Origin of the sequence: Nitrospira sp. KM1 (assembly GCF_011405515.1) — a bacterium.
In the GTDB taxonomy this organism is placed as follows: Bacteria; Nitrospirota; Nitrospiria; order Nitrospirales; family Nitrospiraceae; genus Nitrospira_C.
Genome location: NZ_AP022671.1, coordinates 2086861 through 2105300, shown reverse-complemented (window position 1 = coordinate 2105300; position 18440 = coordinate 2086861). Strand labels below are relative to the sequence as shown.

General features: G+C 55.3%; 17 protein-coding genes. 8 read left to right on the top strand and 9 right to left on the bottom strand.

Annotated elements, in window-relative coordinates; translation table 11 throughout:
* Positions 1–57 precede the first annotated feature (57 nt).
* Both W02_RS09625 and W02_RS09620 read right to left on the bottom strand, forming a co-directional pair.
* Positions 58–1566 (bottom strand): TolC family protein, encoded by a 1509-nt coding sequence (locus tag W02_RS09625; protein ID WP_173047132.1) that lies wholly within the window; start codon positions 1564–1566, stop codon positions 58–60.
* A gap of 115 nt (positions 1567–1681) precedes the next feature.
* Positions 1682–3118, bottom strand: a complete 1437-nt coding sequence (locus W02_RS09620; RefSeq protein WP_232068702.1) for an HlyD family secretion protein — start codon at positions 3116–3118, stop codon at positions 1682–1684.
* 188 nt (positions 3119–3306) lie between these two features.
* Between W02_RS09620 and purE the strand changes: the two genes are divergently transcribed.
* From purE to W02_RS09605, 3 genes are all read left to right on the top strand, one after another.
* A complete protein-coding gene (purE, locus tag W02_RS09615) occupies positions 3307–3885 on the top strand; it encodes a 5-(carboxyamino)imidazole ribonucleotide mutase (protein ID WP_173051425.1) in 579 nt (192 codons plus the stop codon).
* The gene (locus tag W02_RS09610) at positions 3882–5054 is read left to right on the top strand and encodes a 5-(carboxyamino)imidazole ribonucleotide synthase (RefSeq protein WP_173047130.1); all 1173 of its coding nucleotides are present in this window, start codon (positions 3882–3884) and stop codon (positions 5052–5054) included. Before purE ends, W02_RS09610 begins: the two co-directional genes overlap by 4 nt.
* A gap of 191 nt (positions 5055–5245) precedes the next feature.
* Positions 5246–7087 (top strand): ATP-binding protein, encoded by a 1842-nt coding sequence (locus W02_RS09605; protein WP_173047128.1) that lies wholly within the window; start codon positions 5246–5248, stop codon positions 7085–7087.
* Between the two features lie 15 nt (positions 7088–7102).
* Here the strand turns inward: W02_RS09605 and W02_RS09600 are convergent, their stop codons facing one another.
* From W02_RS09600 to W02_RS09585, 4 genes are all read right to left on the bottom strand, one after another.
* On the bottom strand, positions 7103–7804 hold the full coding sequence (locus W02_RS09600) for a rhomboid family intramembrane serine protease (RefSeq protein WP_173047126.1): 702 nt from the start codon (positions 7802–7804) through the stop codon (positions 7103–7105).
* Between the two features lie 7 nt (positions 7805–7811).
* Positions 7812–8570: a DHHA1 domain-containing protein gene (locus W02_RS09595; protein WP_173047124.1), complete on the bottom strand. Its 759-nt coding sequence runs from the start codon at positions 8568–8570 to the stop codon at positions 7812–7814.
* A gap of 175 nt (positions 8571–8745) precedes the next feature.
* Complete coding sequence (locus W02_RS09590) at positions 8746–9789, bottom strand: LOG family protein (RefSeq protein ID WP_173047122.1); 1044 nt, start codon at positions 9787–9789, stop codon at positions 8746–8748.
* A gap of 80 nt (positions 9790–9869) precedes the next feature.
* Positions 9870–10670: a cyclic nucleotide-binding/CBS domain-containing protein gene (locus W02_RS09585; RefSeq protein WP_173047120.1), complete on the bottom strand. Its 801-nt coding sequence runs from the start codon at positions 10668–10670 to the stop codon at positions 9870–9872.
* Positions 10671–10815: 145 nt separating this feature from the next.
* Here W02_RS09585 and W02_RS09580 point away from each other — a divergent pair, with 145 nt between their 5' ends.
* The 5 genes from W02_RS09580 (at position 10816) to W02_RS09560 (ending at position 15321) form a co-directional block, all read left to right on the top strand.
* Positions 10816–12294 carry a DUF692 family multinuclear iron-containing protein gene (locus W02_RS09580; protein ID WP_173047118.1) on the top strand — a complete coding sequence of 493 codons (1479 nt, stop codon included), beginning with the start codon at positions 10816–10818 and terminating at the stop codon, positions 12292–12294.
* Entirely contained in the window at positions 12291–13469 is a 1179-nt protein-coding gene (locus W02_RS09575) for a tRNA-dihydrouridine synthase (protein WP_173047116.1), read from the top strand. Before W02_RS09580 ends, W02_RS09575 begins: the two co-directional genes overlap by 4 nt.
* Positions 13460–14104, top strand: a complete 645-nt coding sequence (locus tag W02_RS09570) for a nucleoside triphosphate pyrophosphatase (RefSeq protein WP_173047114.1) — start codon at positions 13460–13462, stop codon at positions 14102–14104. Before W02_RS09575 ends, W02_RS09570 begins: the two co-directional genes overlap by 10 nt.
* A gap of 75 nt (positions 14105–14179) precedes the next feature.
* Positions 14180–14836, top strand: a complete 657-nt coding sequence (locus W02_RS09565; RefSeq protein ID WP_173047112.1) for a hypothetical protein — start codon at positions 14180–14182, stop codon at positions 14834–14836.
* A 311-nt stretch (positions 14837–15147) separates the two neighbouring features.
* On the top strand, positions 15148–15321 hold the full coding sequence (locus tag W02_RS09560; protein ID WP_173047110.1) for a hypothetical protein: 174 nt from the start codon (positions 15148–15150) through the stop codon (positions 15319–15321).
* Between the two features lie 12 nt (positions 15322–15333).
* Here the strand turns inward: W02_RS09560 and W02_RS09555 are convergent, their stop codons facing one another.
* The 3 genes from W02_RS09555 to W02_RS09545 form a co-directional block, all read right to left on the bottom strand.
* Positions 15334–15576 (bottom strand): hypothetical protein, encoded by a 243-nt coding sequence (locus W02_RS09555; protein ID WP_173047108.1) that lies wholly within the window; start codon positions 15574–15576, stop codon positions 15334–15336.
* A gap of 100 nt (positions 15577–15676) precedes the next feature.
* Positions 15677–17107: a Si-specific NAD(P)(+) transhydrogenase gene (sthA, locus tag W02_RS09550; protein WP_173047106.1), complete on the bottom strand. Its 1431-nt coding sequence runs from the start codon at positions 17105–17107 to the stop codon at positions 15677–15679.
* Positions 17104–17973 (bottom strand): HDOD domain-containing protein, encoded by an 870-nt coding sequence (locus tag W02_RS09545; RefSeq protein ID WP_173047104.1) that lies wholly within the window; start codon positions 17971–17973, stop codon positions 17104–17106. The genes sthA and W02_RS09545 overlap by 4 nt, the downstream gene beginning before the upstream one ends.
* Positions 17974–18440: the final 467 nt, after the last annotated feature.

Sequence of the window (18440 nt, the reverse complement as noted above, 5' to 3'; positions counted from 1 at the left end):
CCGGTTCGACCACACGCTAGCAAAACATTGATGGAAAAGCCAATTTCTCCACCACGATCAATCGCGGGCATGGTAAATGACTGGAACGGCCGATGGCATTGCTTTGCCCCAGGCACCGATGGACCATTGATACAGCGCCACGGCTTTCTGGTAGTCCGCCTTGGCCCTGATGACCTGAGCTTCCGACTCAACTGAGTTACGTTCCCGCAGGTTCACGAATAACACACTCGTGGCTCCCAGCCCAAAGCGGAAGCGTTCCCCTTCTTCCAGAGTCTTGGCAAGGCGAAGCGATTCCACGGCGGCTGCGATGCGTTCTTTCGCCCGTTCGATCGCTGAGAGGGCATTGTCGACATCCACGACAACCTGTTGCTCACGGAATTTTTGTGTCAGGACGAACCGGTCCGCCTTGCCCTGGGCTTCCAGGACTTCGCCGCGCCCTCTCCGTTGCAGAATCGGAATCCGAAGCTCAAGACCGAAGCGATAGCCCAATCCCAGCACAAATTTCTCCGGGACGCGGGCTGGCGCGGCTTCTGCATCCAGGCTGGGCAGCAGGTTATTCTTGGCCAATTCCAGGTCGATGTTGTTGATTTTGGCTTCGATTTCGATTTCCCTGACCTCGGGGCGACCGGACCGTGCCTGAATCTTGTCAGCCTGTACGACATCGGCGGTGGGAATCAGCATTTGCGAGGGAAATTCCGGTACGCGTTCAAGCGGGGGACTGACGGGAACGTTGCGCTCCCACATGAACATCGATAATTTCAACTGTTCCTGTTCGAGGAATCGTTGTGCCGCGATCGCGACTTCGCGCCGGCGTTGGACTTCCTGGTTGGCTTCCACGACATCCAGCGGCGCGACGGCTCCAGCCTTCGCACGTCCTTCGACCTGCTTAGAGCGGTCTTCGGCGATTCCGACGGCCTTCCGCTGCACTTCCAAAAATTTTGCGGCTGCGACCCAGTCCCAGAATTGGGAGGCGGCGGCGAGGAACAGGTCCTGTCTGGTCTGGGCGATGCGAATGTCAGCCCGTGGATCTGCAAGCTCAGATCGCTGAAGCTCGGCATTCTCCGGATTGACCATCAGGCCTTTGAGGAGCGGAAACACCCCTCCAAGCAGGACTTGACTGTTGCCGTTGTTGAAACTGAGGTCCGGAATTCTGGCTGGACCGTTGATGACTTCACGAATACCGGCACTGCCGCGGAAGCCCCAAGGATGGCGTGCCTCGACGAGGGTGTCATTGAATCCGGCGGTTTGCGTTCCTTTCTCAGGGTTTGAGCTTGAAATGAAGCGTTCAATCTCCGTATCGTTGACCACGGTTGGTTCGAACGCCCCAAGGGCCTTCAGCATTCTCCCGCGCGCCATCACCTTTTCCGTGCCCGCTCCTTTCAACAGAGGATGCGCACGGTCGATCCATGCGTGCAGTTCGTCCACACTCAGCGGAATGGGCGGGAGAGATTTGGTTTTCGGAGATTCGGCCGGAGCTGCCCAGCCGATACCCGGTGTGATCGAAGCAACAAGCACTGCGATGCAGAATGTATGGCATGGATTCAAGGGGATTCGACGCGGATTCATGAAAAGCTCCTTTCCTTCTCACGGCAATCTGATGCCGTTAGTTAGGCGGACGGGAAATACAAACGGGGTCTGCGTGAATCGGACCAGCAGTTTGCCCTTAGAGCGGAGCGAATGCTTATTTGGCACCTCTGCCCGCTTTTGGCAAGAGGGTATCGATTAAACTCGGCGGCCGTTCCTGATAATCCGGCGGGAACAAATTGAATCGTCGCCAGAGTTCATACCAGAGCGGGACACGGTTCAAAATGACCCATCCCATGGCTTTCGTCCCCTGACGGACATGTTCCTGCGGCGGCCATGGACGGTCTTCGAGGTCGGGGACCACCCAAAATCTGAAATTCCCTTTTCCATCGTCGACCTGATCGATGACCTTGATGACCCCTCCATATGTACCCGCCATGATAGATGGCCAGGCAGGAAGAGGGATGGCTGGTATGCCGTAAAAAAGGATCCTGACCTTTCGTCCGACGTTCAGCAGTGGCGCATCGAGGCCATCGGCGGTCATTTCGATGGCTTTGTCGGCGCTGGCGGGCGACAGTCTGACAAGTTTCTCACCCGGTCTGACGGTATGCCCAGCACCGGTCTCGGACATCTTCACCACCGTGCCGTCGATTGGAGCCAGAATACGGCTGGCCATGCGGCGTTGCTCCGCATTGGACATCCGCAGGGAGATGTCCGCCAACTGATCGGTGGCCTTGGCCGCTTCTCCGATTGACGCATCGCGAGCCGCTTCCGCATCGAGCAATCGTTGCAAAACCTCCGCATTGACCTGCTCCCGCCCGAAGCTCAAGGCTTTCATCCCTTGTTCAGCGGCCTTTAAATTTGCTTGTGTGCCGGTCAGGTCGGCTTTCGAGGCGATGGCCGATTGAATGGTCAATTCCAGCTCGCGTTGGGAAACCAGACCTTGCTCAGCCAACTGCTTATGGCGATCGACGTTCAGTTCGGCCGTGGCGACGGCGATTTTGGCCGCTTCGACTTTTTGATAGGCCTCCCGCACCTTGTTCTCGGCTTCGATCACCCGAGCTTGGGCCGATGGCACGGCCGCTTTGACAAGATTCTGCATTTCCCCGATACGTTTATCCAATTGTGCCGCACGGGCGATGGCAGCTCGCCGCGTGTCGGTCAATGCTTGTTTGCGCTGCTCCAAGAGCGATAACAAGTCCGGAGACATGAAGTTCGGATCATAATCTTCAAGCTCCAGAATCAGGTCTCCCTGCTTGACGCGAACACCTTCGAAGATATGCCATTTCTTGATACGGCCCGTGATCTGCGCTTCAACGTCTTGGGGACGTTCAAACGGCGTGTAGGCAGACAACTGTCCAGTGACGGTAATAGTCTGGGTCCATGGCACGAATGCCAGAATAAGCAGAAACAATAGAATGAGGGTAATGGCGAGCTTAGAGGAAAACTTCAGACGCTCGGGAATTTGAACGGCTTCCCAGGCCTGGAGCTTATTCGAGACGGCCAGATCATCCATGGCCATTTCGTCCAGACCTGAAGGACGCTGGACGAGCGACTGGAATTTATGACGGAGGCTTTCTCCCAGCCGTGCCACCGAGGCTCTCCCGGATGAAGACCAATTTCGAGTAGTCCCATCATAGAGGAAAATCGTTCAAGGGGTCAATTTCTCACAAGAAATGTGATGCCGTTCATGCAACTCCAAATCCTTGACCGTCCGCTCGGGAATCGCTAATGTGTGAGGCTCACTGAGGAGCCCATGAATGATCATGGGGTTGTATTGTGATTAAGAACCCTCGGCGCACAGCCGCTGGCGTCAAAAAATCAAAGCATTTATCACCAGTTGTAGGAATTCTTGGCGGAAGCAAGTCCGATTTTCCCATTTTGGAGAAGGCGGTTGCCATCCTAACAGAACTTGGCGTACCGACCGAGCTGCTTGTCGTATCGGCCCATCGTACGCCGGATCGCCTGTTCACCTATGCGGAGCAGGCGTCCTCCCGAGGGATAGAGGTGATTATTGCGGGAGCGGGAGGAGCGGCGCATCTTCCAGGTATGCTGGCAGCCAAGACCCATCTTCCGGTCATCGGCGTTCCGATACCCACCGAGCATCTCCGCGGCCTGGACTCGTTGCTTTCGATTGTACAAATGCCTCGCGGCATTCCTGTTGCGACGGTCGCCATCGGCGGGGCGGAAAATGCCGGTCTGCTGGCAGCTCAAATTCTCGCCGGGCGCTATCCCTCTATTGCCGCAGAGGTCAAATTATACAGGCAAAGGCAAACCGAAGGTGTGCTCCGGTCTCCCGAAGCAACCGGCACCACAAGCGCGCGCATGCTGCAGGCATCAAAATTTCACGCTCGATCGTGACTGGAGACATCGTCAAGCCGGGAGCCGTACTCGGAGTCCTCGGGGGAGGACAGCTCGGGGCCATGTTTGCCAGTGCAGCCCGCCGCATGGGGTATCACGTCGCGGTGTGGGACCCGGATGCCAGCGCTCCGGCCCATCGACTCGCTACCCATTCCTTTTCTCAACCTTTTACGGATCAAGCGACCTTGGATTCGTTCTCTCGCCTTGCATCCGTTGCCACGTACGAGTGGGAGAATGTCCCCGTGACGCTCTGCGAGCGGCTGGAGGCGCGCACCCCACTTCGTCCCTCGAGTGCAATTCTGAAAATTATTCAAGACCGCCTGGTTCAAAAAAACTATTTATCGGCGCAGGGGTTTCCCGTTCCAGCCTACGCTCCCGTTCTATCACCGTCTGGGCTCCAAGACGCAGTCGGCCAGATTGGCGCACCCGCCATCTGCAAGACATGTACGGCCGGATACGATGGCAAAGGACAATGGAAAATCCTCCAACTGACGGATGTATCAGCCATTGAGCCCGCACTGCGTAAAATGGATCGGGAAGGAGTGAGCTGGATCGTAGAAAATATGATCCCGTTTGAACGGGAACTTTCCATCCTCATTGCCCGAGACTCTCACGGACAGTCGGTAAGATATCCCGTCGCACAGAATGAACATGTAGATGGCATCCTGCGCACAACGATCGTCCCTGCGGACATACCTCCGGCGATTGCGTCCCGCGCCGCAGATCTGGCGACCGAGGTGATTGACCGGCTCAACGGCGTCGGCATGTTTTGCATAGAGTTGTTTCAGATGGCAAATGGCGAATTGCTGATCAATGAAATCGCACCCCGCCCGCATAACTCGGGACATTATACCCTCGAGGCCTGTACGGTCTCGCAGTTTGAGCAACAGGTTCGTGCGCTGTGTAACTTACCTTTGGGAGAAGTGCGATTGTTGAGTGTAGCTGCTATGGTGAACCTCATAGGTCAAGATGTCACAAGCACGACAACTTCAAACGGATGTGTGGCGGTTATGACAATCCCCGGTGCCGTACTACATCTCTACGGGAAGCAGGAGGTGCGCCCCCAAAGAAAAATGGGGCATGTCACGATACTCGCCGATGATGCCGAAACCGTCCGAAAGCGGGTCCACCGCCTCTACGACGTTTTGTCCAGCCAATCGGTACGGTAGTAACCCTCGATTTCCAGCCGCAGGCAACTTTCGCTCGCAGGAAGCGTTCGGTTTTGTAAACGCAATGGGCCAGCCATCGTCCATTTCCAGCGGACAATTATTCCTGCATCAACAAAAACAGGGCTCTAACGTTCTGCGGAACGGTACGGGAATTGCTCAAATACAGCCCGGCCTTCGAGGCCATACAAGACATGGTCAGCAGTCTTACATGTGCCGACAGCATCGCGGCTGAAGAAGTGCATGCCGCAACGGCAGCTTTTCCAAATATTTCTCGGACCCGATACATAGTTCTGCAGTCATTAATCGGTGTGATGCTCGCCTACCAACTCCTGTTTGAGTTAGCACCGACCGCCACCAGGACAACGGAAGGTTTGATCGTCATTGCCTTGCTGGGGGTGGTGGCGGCTCTGTCTCTCGTTCCAATCTCTGTTCTCCGCACATCCTGGTTTAACGGCATGCTCGTGGGTATCGACACGACGCTTGTTACCGGGACCATTTACCTGTCAGGGAATGCTCGCTCCGACCTATACCTTACCTACTTTATTCTCATGCTCATCGCGGCCTCCCTCCGTCGCTTGTCCCACGTCCTTGCGGTTTCCCTGCTGCTCTGCACCGGATATGGGCTGATGCTGTACCAAGGTATAGCCATGACGGGAACTATTTCGGCGGGTCACTTGTTGGGGGTTCCAGTCCTGTTGGTGATGGCGGTATTTTACGGTATGGCCATGCAAAGCGTCGGACTAGAGCGTCAGCAGACATCGAAGTTGAGACATAATATTCGACAGCTCAAATCAGCAGAAGTCACGCTTCAAAATTCCCTTGCTCAATTGGAAATGCGAGTGAATGGGCTTAAACAGGATCTTGCCAGCACACAGACGGATCTCCAACAGGGGCAGGTCGAGCGTCACGGCCTCGAGCGTCAGCTTGCCGAGGCTCAAAAAATGGAAGCGGTCGGGCAGATAACGACCGGCATTGCTGCTGAGTTCAGCCGTCTCTGTTCGGTGATCGGAAAGCAGACCGGGGTCATGCTATCCCGACTGAGACCCGAGGATCCCTTGTATGGACCGGTGGACGAGATCTTCAAAAGCGGCGAGCTGGCGGCGACTCTGACGGCTCAATTGGCGCTGCTCGACAACAGAACCCGGCAACTGCATCACGTGCTGTCGGTCTCATCTCTCCTTGAAGAGCTGTCCGGGGCAATACGCAGCCTCCTGTCTGCGAACATCGATTGCCATATATCGAGCGATCCACTTCCGTTGTTGGCCGAGATGGATCGGGAGGGCTTGGAGCAGATCCTGCTCAACGTTGTCGTCAACGCACGGGATGCGATGCCGGGAGGAGGACGAATGACTATTTCGGCTGCGCATTCGCAGGGCCCTCAATGCCGCGAGGGAACGCGCCGTATACGATGGGTGCGGGTCGAGATTTCTGACACGGGAAGTGGTATGAATCGCGAGATTCAATCGCGCATGTTTGAGCCATTTTTTTCAACAAAAGAGACGAATATTGGTTTGGGACTGACCGCAGTGTACGGCATCGTGAAGCAGCATGGGGGTGAAGTGGAGGTGTCGAGCCAACCCGGCCGGGGGACCGTCGTTCGAATCTATTTGCCACTGGCTGACAGATCCGAATCGAAAACTCAGGCGGTCGCTCCCAGTCTGTGCGCTAGAGGGGACGAGACCATTTTGTTGGTAGAACCGCACGAAGTCGCCAGAAAATTGGCGCTGGGCTCGCTCTTAAGGCACCGGTATAAGGTTTTGGAGGCCAGTTCGTCTGTAGAGGCACTATTGATGGTACAGCATCATGCCGGAGGCGTGCATATGACCATCAGTGAGCTGACGATGCCGGATATCGGAGGGAGGGATTTAGCCAGACGCCTGCTTAAGCAGTTTCCGACGATGAGAACGCTCTTCGTGTCCGGGTACGACGATGACGCGATGTGCGCACATCGGATTAACAGAAAGTGTTTGCTGCGGCGTCCCTACCGTCAATCTGGGTTAATCGAAAAAGTTCGTGAATTGTTGGACGGTTAAACCTTCCTCAGTCGTTCAGTCCCATCGATTCATGCGACCGGGAGAAAAGAACCGGACATCTGGGCGTTTAAATACTCCGATCAGGCTCGTGCCGGCGAGGAACCCGCCGATGTGAGCAAAAAATGCTACACCGCCACCCTCGCGTCCGATACTCATCCCTCCGCTCAAGATTTGCATCACAAACCACATCCCGAGAACGATGCCAGCAGCAATCCGTGCCGTGCCGAATCCCGGCATCAATACGAGCACGTGCGCTCGCGGAAATAGGAGAATGTACGCACCCAGAATCCCGGAAATAGCTCCGCTCGCACCTACCATCGGAATGGTCGATGTCGGATCGGTCAACGCATGACCCAATGCAGCGAATATGCCGCACGTCACATAAAAAATCGCGTATCGGCCAGATCCCATCACGTCTTCGATATTATTCCCGAACACCCAAAGGTACAGCATGTTCCCCAGTAGGTGCATCCAGCTTCCATGCAAGAACATGCTGGTGATCAAAGTGGAGAATGCGGACACATGGGGAAGGTTTCCCGGGGCATCGACCTGGCCAAACACGACCGCCGGAATAGCCCCATATTCGAAGATGAACTGTTCCCCTGTCTGGGAGGACAGATTGACCTGATAGACATACACCAAAACGCAAGCGGCGATGAATGCGACGGTAATGAACGGAGTTCGTTCGGTTGGATTGTCATCGCTGAGCGGAATCATCTCCGGTTTACCCGGATTTGCGCCGACGGTCAATCACGGCGTGGGGAAGAGCAGGGTCGGGAGGAAGTGATCCATCGGGTCCCAGCGGAACGGAAAATCCTGCTGCATGTGTGTGCCCTCCTCCTCCCAGCGATGCGGCAATGGCCCCGACATCCGTGCCGTCCTCGCGGGAACGCATGCTGTAATACCGTCGTCCGTCACGATCGTGCCAAATAATGCAGAAGGGATGCTCTGCCGACAATCGTTCCCCAATTTGGCTGGTCAGGACGGCGCTCTGAACCGAAGGGACCGTTTCTTCATTGAAATCGACAAGCACCGCTTGCGCGGCCAGTTTGCTGACAAGTTCGGCCTCATACCGCAGGATGGCGCGGCCTTCATGCTCGAGGTCTTGTTGAGTGAACCGGTTCCACTGCTGGAAGTCGAAGGGATATGAGGCGATGGCCGCATTGATTTCCCGACTGGCTGGCAACGCCCAACTCCAAAGGTCTTTGTCTTGAATATATTGCAGCAACCAGGGAACCGCCTCATCGTGTGCCCAGTGCCATCCGAGAACCGCACCGGACTGTTTCAAATCAAAATACGCATAGGGCAGACCGGCCAATGCTTTCTCGGCAGTAATGTGATGATCCAGCACCAAAAGCGCGCTCGTCGATTTGGCCATGGACTCGAGTTGTTCTCGCCCATAACTGAAATCCACGATCACGACGCGTTCATTTGACAGGCCGTCGGGAGGCGGGTTCCCGTGTTTGACGGGGATGAATTTCACGAATGGAAATCTGCGCCAGATTGCCCAAGCGGCGCCGAAGCCATCCGCACAATCGGCATGATACAGAACGACAGTGGGAGGGGAGGAGAAAAGACGTCGGGAGTCCGCGCCAGCCATATACTGTCGGAGCATACCATGGCGTTGCGCCGGGACAAAAGGCAATTTGGCCGTGAATTTATATTCGATTAATGTAGTCGATCAGCTGTCTGAGGCGACTCGCGCTGCGGCGGTTGGACGTGAAAGTGAGGCGTGGAAGGCGGGTAATGTCCGGTTCGTCAAGTTCCTCGGCGAGATGACCGCGAAGCTCGAATGTGCCCTCGGACAAAAGATCCCGAAACTGATCATGCAATCCGGCGACTTCAGAGGATGAAATCGGACTGTTGAGACGCATGACCAGCTGACGGCCGACATAACGGATAGAATGGAACCGGCGATAAAAGACTCTGATCTCCTCGACGGCTTCATCGGCAGAATTGACGATCTTGAACAAACTCATGTCTTCAGGGCTGACCAGGTTTCGATCGAGCATCTGTCGTGTGATGAAGGCTTTCCATTCATCCCAATAGTCGCACCCAGGAGCTTGGAGACAGATGATGGGTTGTGGCTCACTTTTCCCGGTTTGAGCCAAGGTGAGGATTTCAAACCCTTCGTCATGGGTGCCGAATCCGCCTGGGAACAAGGCGATGGCATTCGCCTCCTTTTGAAAAATGAGTTTTCTCGTAAAGAAGTACTTGAAGGTGACGAGCTTGGGATCATCGGCAATGGTGGAATTCGGCCCCTGCTCAAACGGGAGCATGATGTTGACCCCGAAGCTGTTTTCACGACCGGCACCTTCCTGAGCGGCACGCATGATTCCGTCTGCGCCCCCGGTGATGACCATGAATCCCTCTTCGACGCTGCGTCGTGCAAATTGAAACGCCAGATGGTAGTTCGGATCATCCGATGGTGTTCTGGCCGATCCGAAAATGCTGATTTTCCGCCGGTCGCGATACCCATGAAACACGCGGAAGGCATGGCGTAATTCCTTGAATGCCCGGTTGACGATTTTCAAATCAAGAAGGTTCAGATGCGCATCATACAGACGAAGCATGCCGCTCAATAATTCTTTTGCTAGGGCAGCATGGACATCGTCCTCGGGGCTTTCCAGTATGGATCGGACTTGAGCAAGAATTTCGTCATTCGAGAGCACAGGGCGCGAGCGGGCGGGAGATGTCTTCATGCATGTCCTTCCAGGAAGGGAATACTGATTGCAGCAAAATTCTATCAGTAGAACGCCGGCTGGTCAAAGGAGTGGTGAATTCAGGACTGCTGAGGAAGGGAAGGCAGAGCTTGGAGCGCCCAGGCTTTCAAACGGGAGAGATCTGCGTTGCCGAGATCGGTAAACTGAATCTCGATCGCCGACATCTCCCCAGTGACATTGTTGTGGGATTCATGGGGGCGACTGTCGCTGTTCAGCACTTTGCCATCTACGGTGAGCGGCGTATTCTGGCCAGGTAATGAGAAGGCCATGTTCACACGGCTGCGGGTCGGCATGCCGGTTCTGGATTCTACGAGAGCGCCAAGATGGCTGAGCTGCAGGATCGTCGCATTGTGAGCTTGATCGGCAGTGGATAACTCGCCCATAACGGTGACCACGGTGGGAATTCTGGTCGGGCGGCGGGGAGGGGTGAGCATGAGATCATGGGCGCTCAATACTCCCACCGGTTGATTTTGCTTGGTGACAATCAAGACCGGCGCTCCGGTGGCGACCATCAAGGTCGAGGCCTCCTCGAGCGCTTCGTTGTACTCGATGAATTGAACCGGTCTCGTCATGATCGTGCGCACTTCGATTTCATGGGGCTCAAGGCCCTGCGCGACCACTTTCTTTACAATGTCGACCGGAGTCATGATTCCAAATAGAGTTTCAGTGTCTTTGATTAAAAGGCACGGCGCATGCTCGCGTTCGAGCATGAGGGCGGCCTCGCTGACGGATACATCTCCGGGAATCTGGACGACTCCTGGTGTCATCATGTGCGCTACCACAGTAGGTGCAATCGGTTGCGCCTCAGGGGAGGATGCTTTCGGATCGGACACTGATGCCTCTTTCTGATTCGTCGTCATACGCGAATCATGAGGCAAATCCCCGCTGGCGTATGCCTAGTATAGCAGACGGATTTCCCTCACCCGTGAGGTCTCGTTCGCTTGTCAAACAATGAGTTCCGAGACTAGACTAGGCCAAATTTTGTCCCAGTACAAGTACTGTCTTATGCCACCTTTTATACCTGCCCTCAATGCGTTTCAACAGCGGTTGTACGGCATCCCTCGATTGCAGATCGGCCTCTCGGTCGATTGCTATTCGCCGGACATCTTTGACCTCATGCGCCGGCTCGAGTCCCGTCACCTCCGTCCCGGTTATCTTGAGGTGTTTAAAGCCACGGTTGCCGCCATGAAGGCTGTTCGAACCGAGTTTCCGTCCATGCCGCTTGCGTATCATGGGGAAGGGCTATGGGTTACGCAGCCGGACTTTCTTCAAAGGTCCACGCTTGACGAGGAGATTCAAGAGGCGGTTTCCCAACTCGGGATGCTCGGCAGCCATTGGTTGAATCATGAATGTGCATCGAAGCAATTCGCGGGATATTCTTTCGGCACATATCTTCCCCCTCTTTATACAATCGAGAGTGCCGCGATTATTGCGGAAAATATCGATGAAGTTCAACGAAGACTCGATCGCGCCCAAGGCGGCATCGGACCGCTCTTTCTGCTCGAAATGCCTCCGCTGACGTATTTTGGCGTCGGAACAATGCCCATTCCGGAGTTCTTCCAGCATATTGCGCATCTTGTGTCCTGCGGCTTCGTGTTAGATCTCGGACATCTCTGGACGGTCTATCGGTACGGTGGAGCTTGCAAGACCATGACGCTGACGGAATTCGTCGAAGACTTCATCGACAGATTTCCTATGGACCGAGTCGTGGAAATTCACATTGCCGGATTGTCGCAGCACGAGTCTCTCGACCAGAGCTCCGGGCGCGATGCACACCCTATGTGGATCGATGCGCACGCCGCGTCAATTCCTCCAGTCCTTCTGGATCTCTTGGAACTCGTTCTCGAGCATCGACAACTGATCAGTCTACGGGGCGTGGCGTTGGAAGTGGACACGAAACCGATCGACCTGACTGTCCACGAGTATGAAAACATCACGCGACGGTTTCGAGATCGGATAGGCGCAATCATGGACGACAGAGAGAGGAATGGTCAGGCATCGGCCACGGCGTTGGATGACCGCTGCGCCTACGATGCGCACGTATCTTCCGAACACAGGGGGCGGCTGTCCGAGGACTATAAAAACTATGCCAAAGTTTTGACGGGACAGATGACCCCCTCTGGGGATATGTGGGCGGAGGTCCTGAAGGACAGAATTGGATTTGACTGCTACCAGAGCGCATATCTCCCGCACGAAATTCTCTGTTGGGGCGGAGAGTTGACGACCATGTTCCCTGACACCTGCAGGGAACTAGCGAGATCGGGTGTGCCCCTACGCAGTATAGTCAATTGGTGGTTTCGGGACGCCATGCCGAGTGATCGGTCGTATGATTTTTTTCTATTGAAGATCGAGCGCATGACCCAATTTGTGATTGAACACGCACCTTCGCTCAAGTCCATTGTCGAACGAGAAGCTGACTTGATGCGACAGGCCTATCATGATGCGAACGAGAATATTGACCCAGCGGGAGCGGCCACGCGATGAATTTTTGGGCGACATTGCCAAGACCGATTATTGGTCTCTCTCCAATGGACGGAGTCACGGACGCATCGTTCCGACATGTTGTAGCCATTCAAGGGAAGCCGGACGTGTCCTTTACTGAATTTACCCACGTGCATGATGTCTGCAGGGGGCCGGAATTTCTTCTGGACTCTCTGATCTATGATGAGATCGAACGCCCTATCGTGGCTCAACTGTATGGCAAAGACCCAGATCTGTTTTATCAAGCCGCCCATGCGGTCTGCGCCTTGGGATTCGACGGATTGGATATTAATATGGGTTGTCCGTCGCGTAATGTGGCCTCATCGGGATCGGGAGCAGGCCTCATTCGCACGCCAGATTTGGCCCGGACCATTATCCAGGCGACTCGTCAGGGTATTGACGACTGGGTGGGCGGGCAAAGCATGGAATCGGCGGGTATAAAGCCGGCGAGGGCTGAAGCCATCCATCGAATGAATCAGCGGCGGGGGTCGATGCCAGGTAAGAGGAGGTCGATACCTGTTTCTGTCAAAACTCGCCTCGGCTATGACGAAGTTATCGTTGAGCACTGGGTTGAGCATCTGATCACAGAACATCCCTGTGCAATTTCACTGCACGGAAGAACGCTTCAGCAGATGTACCGTGGGCAGGCGGATTGGGAGGCGATCGCGAGAGCCGCACAGGTCGTCAAGGGAACCGGTATCCTCCTCTTTGGAAATGGTGACGTGCAGAATCTGACGGAAGTCGTGCAGCGAGTTCGTGAAACCCGTGTTGACGGCGTGTTGATCGGACGCGGGGCGCTGGGGGCCCCATGGTTGTTCCGGGAGAAAGAGCGTGCAAGGTTGCACCTTCATCAGGACACCCCGATGGTTGCAGAATCGTCCGTCCTTCCGCTTTCCGAACGATTCCAAGTTCTGCTGGAGCATGCCCGTCACTTTGAACATGTTCACGGTGTCAGTCAGTTCCGCCGGATGCGGAAGCACCTGGGTTGGTATTGTACTGGCTTCCCACATGCTGCGGCGCTTCGAGCAAGCATGTTCCGACTGTCTTCGGTTGCCGGTGTCGAACAGGTCCTTTTGGACTACCGCGTGAATCATACTTCGGATACATCGACTGTGCCGATTAAGACCTCCCTCGATCCAGAGGAGGCTCTGACCCTTCCGGTCTCACGATGCGGGTGATTCTGGCGTCGACATCTCCGCGCCGGCGAGAATTGTTGGGTCTTCTCGGTGTCAGATTTGAGATCCGAGATCCCCCCTTCGAGGAGCGCGTCGCATTTGATCTCTCCGCACGGGATTTGGCCAAGTCGTTTTCGCTCGGCAAGGCATATTCTGTGGCCACCTCCGATCCGGAAGCCGTGGTGATTGGCAGTGACACGCTGATTGAGTTCGACGGCAGCGTGTTGGGAAAGCCGCGCGATCTTGTGGACGCAGCCCACATGCTCGAGCGGATGGCGGGTTGTCAGCATGCGGTGCATACGGCGGTGACGATCGTCAGGGGCGCCGTAGGGTTGGCCGAGACGGTCACCTCGACCGCTCTGGTCCTTATGAAGCCCTTCGATCCTGACCTACACCGTCGATATCTTGAGACCACTGACAGTCTGGGAAAAGCCGGAAGTTATTCTGTGCAGGGCCCGGGCAGCGAACTCATCTCGGACCTTAAAGGAGATTATACGACCGTCGTCGGACTGCCGCTTCGCGTGGTCGCCGGATTGCTTGCACGGGCCGGAATAGCCGTACCCGTCGATGTCGATACATTGTATGAGAGCACGCCACACGGCACGTGGGCGCGGTTCCATCAGTCCTCGCACTCCTGACCGACGGTTCGTTGCAAAGGGCTAGGGCATTTCGTACAATGCCCGGCATCATTCGAATATTTTCTGGAGGGGATCATGATCGTTGGTGCTGGCAATGGCATATGGCGTCGGGCCGTCCTAATGGTGGTCTTGACCGCAACGTATGACACAGTGTGGGCCATCGATGTCAAAATTTCCATGGAAGACGCACAGAAGGCCCTGGAAGCCGGGCGCGCACCCATGGAGAAAGCCAACACGCCCGACGAGGTCAAAAAAGTTCTCCAGCAGGCCTCGCTGGGAACCAGGGTGGGGGCAGATCCGGAAAAGGATGCCTGCGGAGCCAGTGCTGTCCTCAGAACGAAGCGATATCGGTTGGAGGCATTCGGTCGGCAAGAGGCGTCGGAATCCAAAAAACGCAAGAGCGACATTCGCATGCCCGACGAGTTCATTAAGAAAGTCGTGGACATGCCGAATATGGAAGTGGAAGTGCAGTTGTGTGGAGACGATGAATATTTCGCCGAAGACGCTTCGATCGAGCTTCAGCAAGGCTCCAAACGGATCAAAGCCATCCCTCCTGTCGGGAAAGCCGAACGAGGGCGTAAAAATGAGGGCACAGGGCCGGCCTATCGGTCTCGTTTTACCGCTTTGTTCGCGTATGAGAGTTTTGATCCGAACGCGGCCTCGGTGTTCGTCATTAACCTTCAAGACGGAAAAGAAATACGGATCAATGCGGATTTCTCGAAAGTAAAGTAGAGGAAGCAAACTGCCCCGTTCAGGAATCTCCCAATTCAAGCCTACGCATCCACCCAGCCGGACACATGCGTCGCATGTTCGAGCGACACCCTCTCATTCGAAGAGAACTGCCAATAGGTATTGATCCTGGACTCTCCCGGGTTGCTTCTCACGATCCACACGCCTCATACACCGGCCATCGTGCACGCTGATCTCGTCATCTTCTTCTCAAAAGCTAGGTATGCGAGAGAGGCACGATATGGGGTGGGGAGCCGAGAGGAGATGAAAGGTAGACTAAGGTCGTGTAGGGGAGTATTCTAAAAGGAATCCGCATGTTCACCGATTCCGGAATATATGAGGAGGGTGACAACATGATTGCCGGGGTGCGCGGAGCCTTTTTTCTCATGGTAGCTTTTCTGTTTTTCGTCCTCATCATCAGCATGTTTGCATTGGGCACGGTCATGAGACCCGGTCGATGGATTGAGCGACCGAGGCATGCTCACTGACATCTGATTTTCCTACCGACGAAAACTTTCCTTACCCTTCACGTCACGAATATCTCGTTTCATCCCTGCCAGATCTTGAGATTCTTTCGTGCGTTGGTCTCTGCCGCAGAGACGGGGCGTATTCATTCTGATGAACGGACAACCATTGATTGATCGGCCGCAGAAGTTATGCGCAAGATCACCGTGTTCTTCTAGTGGCTCGCGCGCCTCAGGCGTCAACGCAATCTCCACTCGTTTCGGCCGTCCGGTGGGCATCAGGGCACCTCCTGGATAAGAAGCTGCCCCCAAACAGAGATGCAAGCATTATGCAAGTTATTAATGGGACTCGATACTAGGGAAGACTCTCCGCGATTTGTTAGGCTGCTGTAGGTACGCTCTGAGCAGAGAATGCCGGTTGTTTGCGACGCTGCCCGAGAATGTCCAGTGCGGCGACGCGGTATGCCTCCGCGAGAGTAGGAAAGTTGAAGATGTTGTCGATAAATGAGTCGATGGTCGCTCCGCTACGGAGGGCCATTTGACCCACGTGGATTAATTCTGTCGCTCCTTCTCCTATGATTTGCACGCCCAACAAGTATTCTCCGGTGGGATCCGCAATCATCTTGAGAAGGCCATCGCTGGTACCGGATATCTGACCGCGCGCAATCTCATGGTATTTTGACCGGCCGACCAGAATCGAGCGGTAGCGTTTTCTGGCCCCCGACTCATCCAATCCGATACTGGACATCTCCGGGATCGTATAGATCCCCATCGGAATAATTTGCGCCGAGTCGCTCTCCGGCAGCCCCAGCGCATGGCATGCGGCGCGACGCCCCTGTTCCATCGCCGTAGAGGCCAATCCTGGAGGGCCGATGACATCGCCGACACCATAAATATGAGGGACGATGGTTTGGCAATGGTCGTTGACAGGAATTGTTCCTTTCTCAGTCACAGACAGGCCGGCGCCCTCCAGTCCCAAATCTTCAATATTGGCTTGGCGACCCAGGGCGACCAGCATCTTCTCGCCGCCGATGATTTCACCGTTTTGAAGAGTCGTCAAGACTTGGGAGATGCCGTCCCAGCGGACGTTCGACACCCGCTGACCACCCAGATACCGTCCGCCCTGTTCCTCGAAGCTCTGGACGAATGTGTGGGCCAATTCCTCGTCGAGAAATTGAAGCGGACGATCGGCCCGATCGATGATCGTGACCTTGACGCCTAATTGAGAAAAGATTGATCCGTATTCTGATGCGATGATGCCCCCGCCGAGCACCGTCATGGTACGGGGCAGGTAGATCATCGACAGAATCGAGTCGCTGTCCAGGATATGCTCGTGGTCAATGGGAATATCGGATGGGGTGCGTGGCCGAGACCCTGTGGCGAGAATGATAATGTCCGCTTCTATCGTCTGCCGTTCTCCGTCCACGGATTGCAACTCGATTTGCCGATCCGACTGGAAGCGGGCCCGGCCATGAAAGCAGGAAATGCCATTGCGAGAAAGTTGGTCACGCATATAGACGCCGTGCGCAGCCACGACGTCGTCCACCCGGCTCATCAGTGCAGCGAGAGGAAGGTCTGAGTGCATCTTCATTTCGAGCATCGAAGACAGTCGTCTGGCTCGGTTCATCTGCAAGGCACTTTCCCGAAGGGTCTTGCTCGGGATGGTGCCCCGGTACACACAGCCGCCTCCGACGCCCTGCTCCCGCTCGATGACCAGGACGCGTTTCCCGGCCTTGGCTCCTTGGACGGCAGCCTTTTGGCCGGCCGGCCCACTCCCGATGACGGCCATGTCGAAATGTTGGACGCTCATAAAGCCATTGCGTCGACGAGGCTCAACATCTTGTCCTTGATCCTCAGGAGTGCATCCACATCATTGGGATACAGGTTCAAATCAGCATAGACCGTGTGGTCACGGACGGTCGTCTCGTCAAATGCATCGGCGACGACCAGATAAGTTGCGAGTCGATCGGCCAGACACGTCATCATGACTTCCTGCTTGTAGGTCGGAGCCTGTTCATACATGGTGTAGTAACCGATAGCTTCGCCGACTTGCTTGGGGAGCGCCCATTCTTTGGCGATCAACGTCCCGACCCGGGCATGGTATCCATCGAGGAAGGAAAGCACCGCATCGTGCTCGATGTTGAGACGGCGCTCAGCGGCGATGGTCACCACGGTCTTCAAGACAACCGGTTTCCCGATGGCGTGGAGGAGGCCGCATAAATACGCGCTCTCGACGTTAAAGCGGCGAAGCCTGGCGATCTCTTTGGCATAGACCCCGCTCGCAAAAGAGTGCCGCCATAACTGTTTCACATCCGGGTCATAACCCGTGACTTGCAGAGCGCTGCTCTTCAGGGAGACACTCAAGGCGATTTCGGACAGCAGATTCACTCCGAGCATGGCCACGGCATGTTGCAGGGACACGATCGGAGACCGAGGCATGTAGGCCGGTGAATTCGCGATTCTCAGTACGTGGGCAGCCAGTGACTGGTCCTGATGAATGAGAGCCGATAGCTTGGCTGCATCAGCTGATGGATCGTTGGCCAAGGCCATGACCTGTCCCGCCACTTGTGGGAGCAGCGGCAGCTCAATTTTACCTTTCTCAATTCGTTCGGCAAGGGCCGCTTCTACCTGCTCGACGACCGTGCTGCCCTGCGACCTGCTTGTTTCGGTGCTCATTGTGGTTCTGCGAGTGTTCCTTGCGGGTTGGTGTTCGTTCACACCCGACACCACTCCTTGTCGGCAAAACGTGGAGAAACCTTAGCCGGACAGACGTGGGCCGGAATCCCATGACCGGTACTTGACGAAAGCGCAGGGCTTCCATAAATACATTGCCGGCCGATCGCGTGGAATAGCCCCTATTATATATAGAGTCATTCATAGTCATTGACATGGGTGAAGGAAGACTCTATCCGCATAGGAGCTCGCTTGGTTATGATTCACCTGAAAACGAATGTGGTCGTTTTCTATGAGCTGTCCAGCGCGGTGAGCGTATGAAGGCACGAAAAGCCAGGCCATACGATCTACACATGCATGACTCAGAATCTGATGCGTGCGATTGGGTGCTATGACCATTGGTCTATTCGGTCATTCGGATGCCGTTCGTGAATTCCTACCAGTCCCGCCATTGCATCACGGTTCGTCCG

Excerpts from the sequence above, each read along its gene's own strand:
- W02_RS09625 (WP_173047132.1), bottom strand. The coding sequence starts at position 1,566 with ATGAATCCGCGTCGAATCCCCTTGAATCCATGCCATACATTCTGCATC.
- W02_RS09605 (WP_173047128.1), top strand. The coding sequence starts at position 5,246 with ATGGTCAGCAGTCTTACATGTGCCGACAGCATCGCGGCTGAAGAAGTG.
- W02_RS09600 (WP_173047126.1), bottom strand. The coding sequence starts at position 7,804 with ATGATTCCGCTCAGCGATGACAATCCAACCGAACGAACTCCGTTCATT.
- W02_RS09590 (WP_173047122.1), bottom strand. The coding sequence starts at position 9,789 with ATGAAGACATCTCCCGCCCGCTCGCGCCCTGTGCTCTCGAATGACGAA.
- W02_RS09585 (WP_173047120.1), bottom strand. The coding sequence starts at position 10,670 with ATGACGACGAATCAGAAAGAGGCATCAGTGTCCGATCCGAAAGCATCC.
- W02_RS09580 (WP_173047118.1), top strand. The coding sequence starts at position 10,816 with ATGCCACCTTTTATACCTGCCCTCAATGCGTTTCAACAGCGGTTGTAC.
- W02_RS09575 (WP_173047116.1), top strand. The coding sequence starts at position 12,291 with ATGAATTTTTGGGCGACATTGCCAAGACCGATTATTGGTCTCTCTCCA.
- W02_RS09570 (WP_173047114.1), top strand. The coding sequence starts at position 13,460 with ATGCGGGTGATTCTGGCGTCGACATCTCCGCGCCGGCGAGAATTGTTG.
- W02_RS09565 (WP_173047112.1), top strand. The coding sequence starts at position 14,180 with ATGATCGTTGGTGCTGGCAATGGCATATGGCGTCGGGCCGTCCTAATG.
- W02_RS09560 (WP_173047110.1), top strand. The coding sequence starts at position 15,148 with ATGTTCACCGATTCCGGAATATATGAGGAGGGTGACAACATGATTGCC.
- W02_RS09555 (WP_173047108.1), bottom strand. The coding sequence starts at position 15,576 with ATGCCCACCGGACGGCCGAAACGAGTGGAGATTGCGTTGACGCCTGAG.
- sthA (WP_173047106.1), bottom strand. The coding sequence starts at position 17,107 with ATGAGCGTCCAACATTTCGACATGGCCGTCATCGGGAGTGGGCCGGCC.
- W02_RS09545 (WP_173047104.1), bottom strand. The coding sequence starts at position 17,973 with ATGAGCACCGAAACAAGCAGGTCGCAGGGCAGCACGGTCGTCGAGCAG.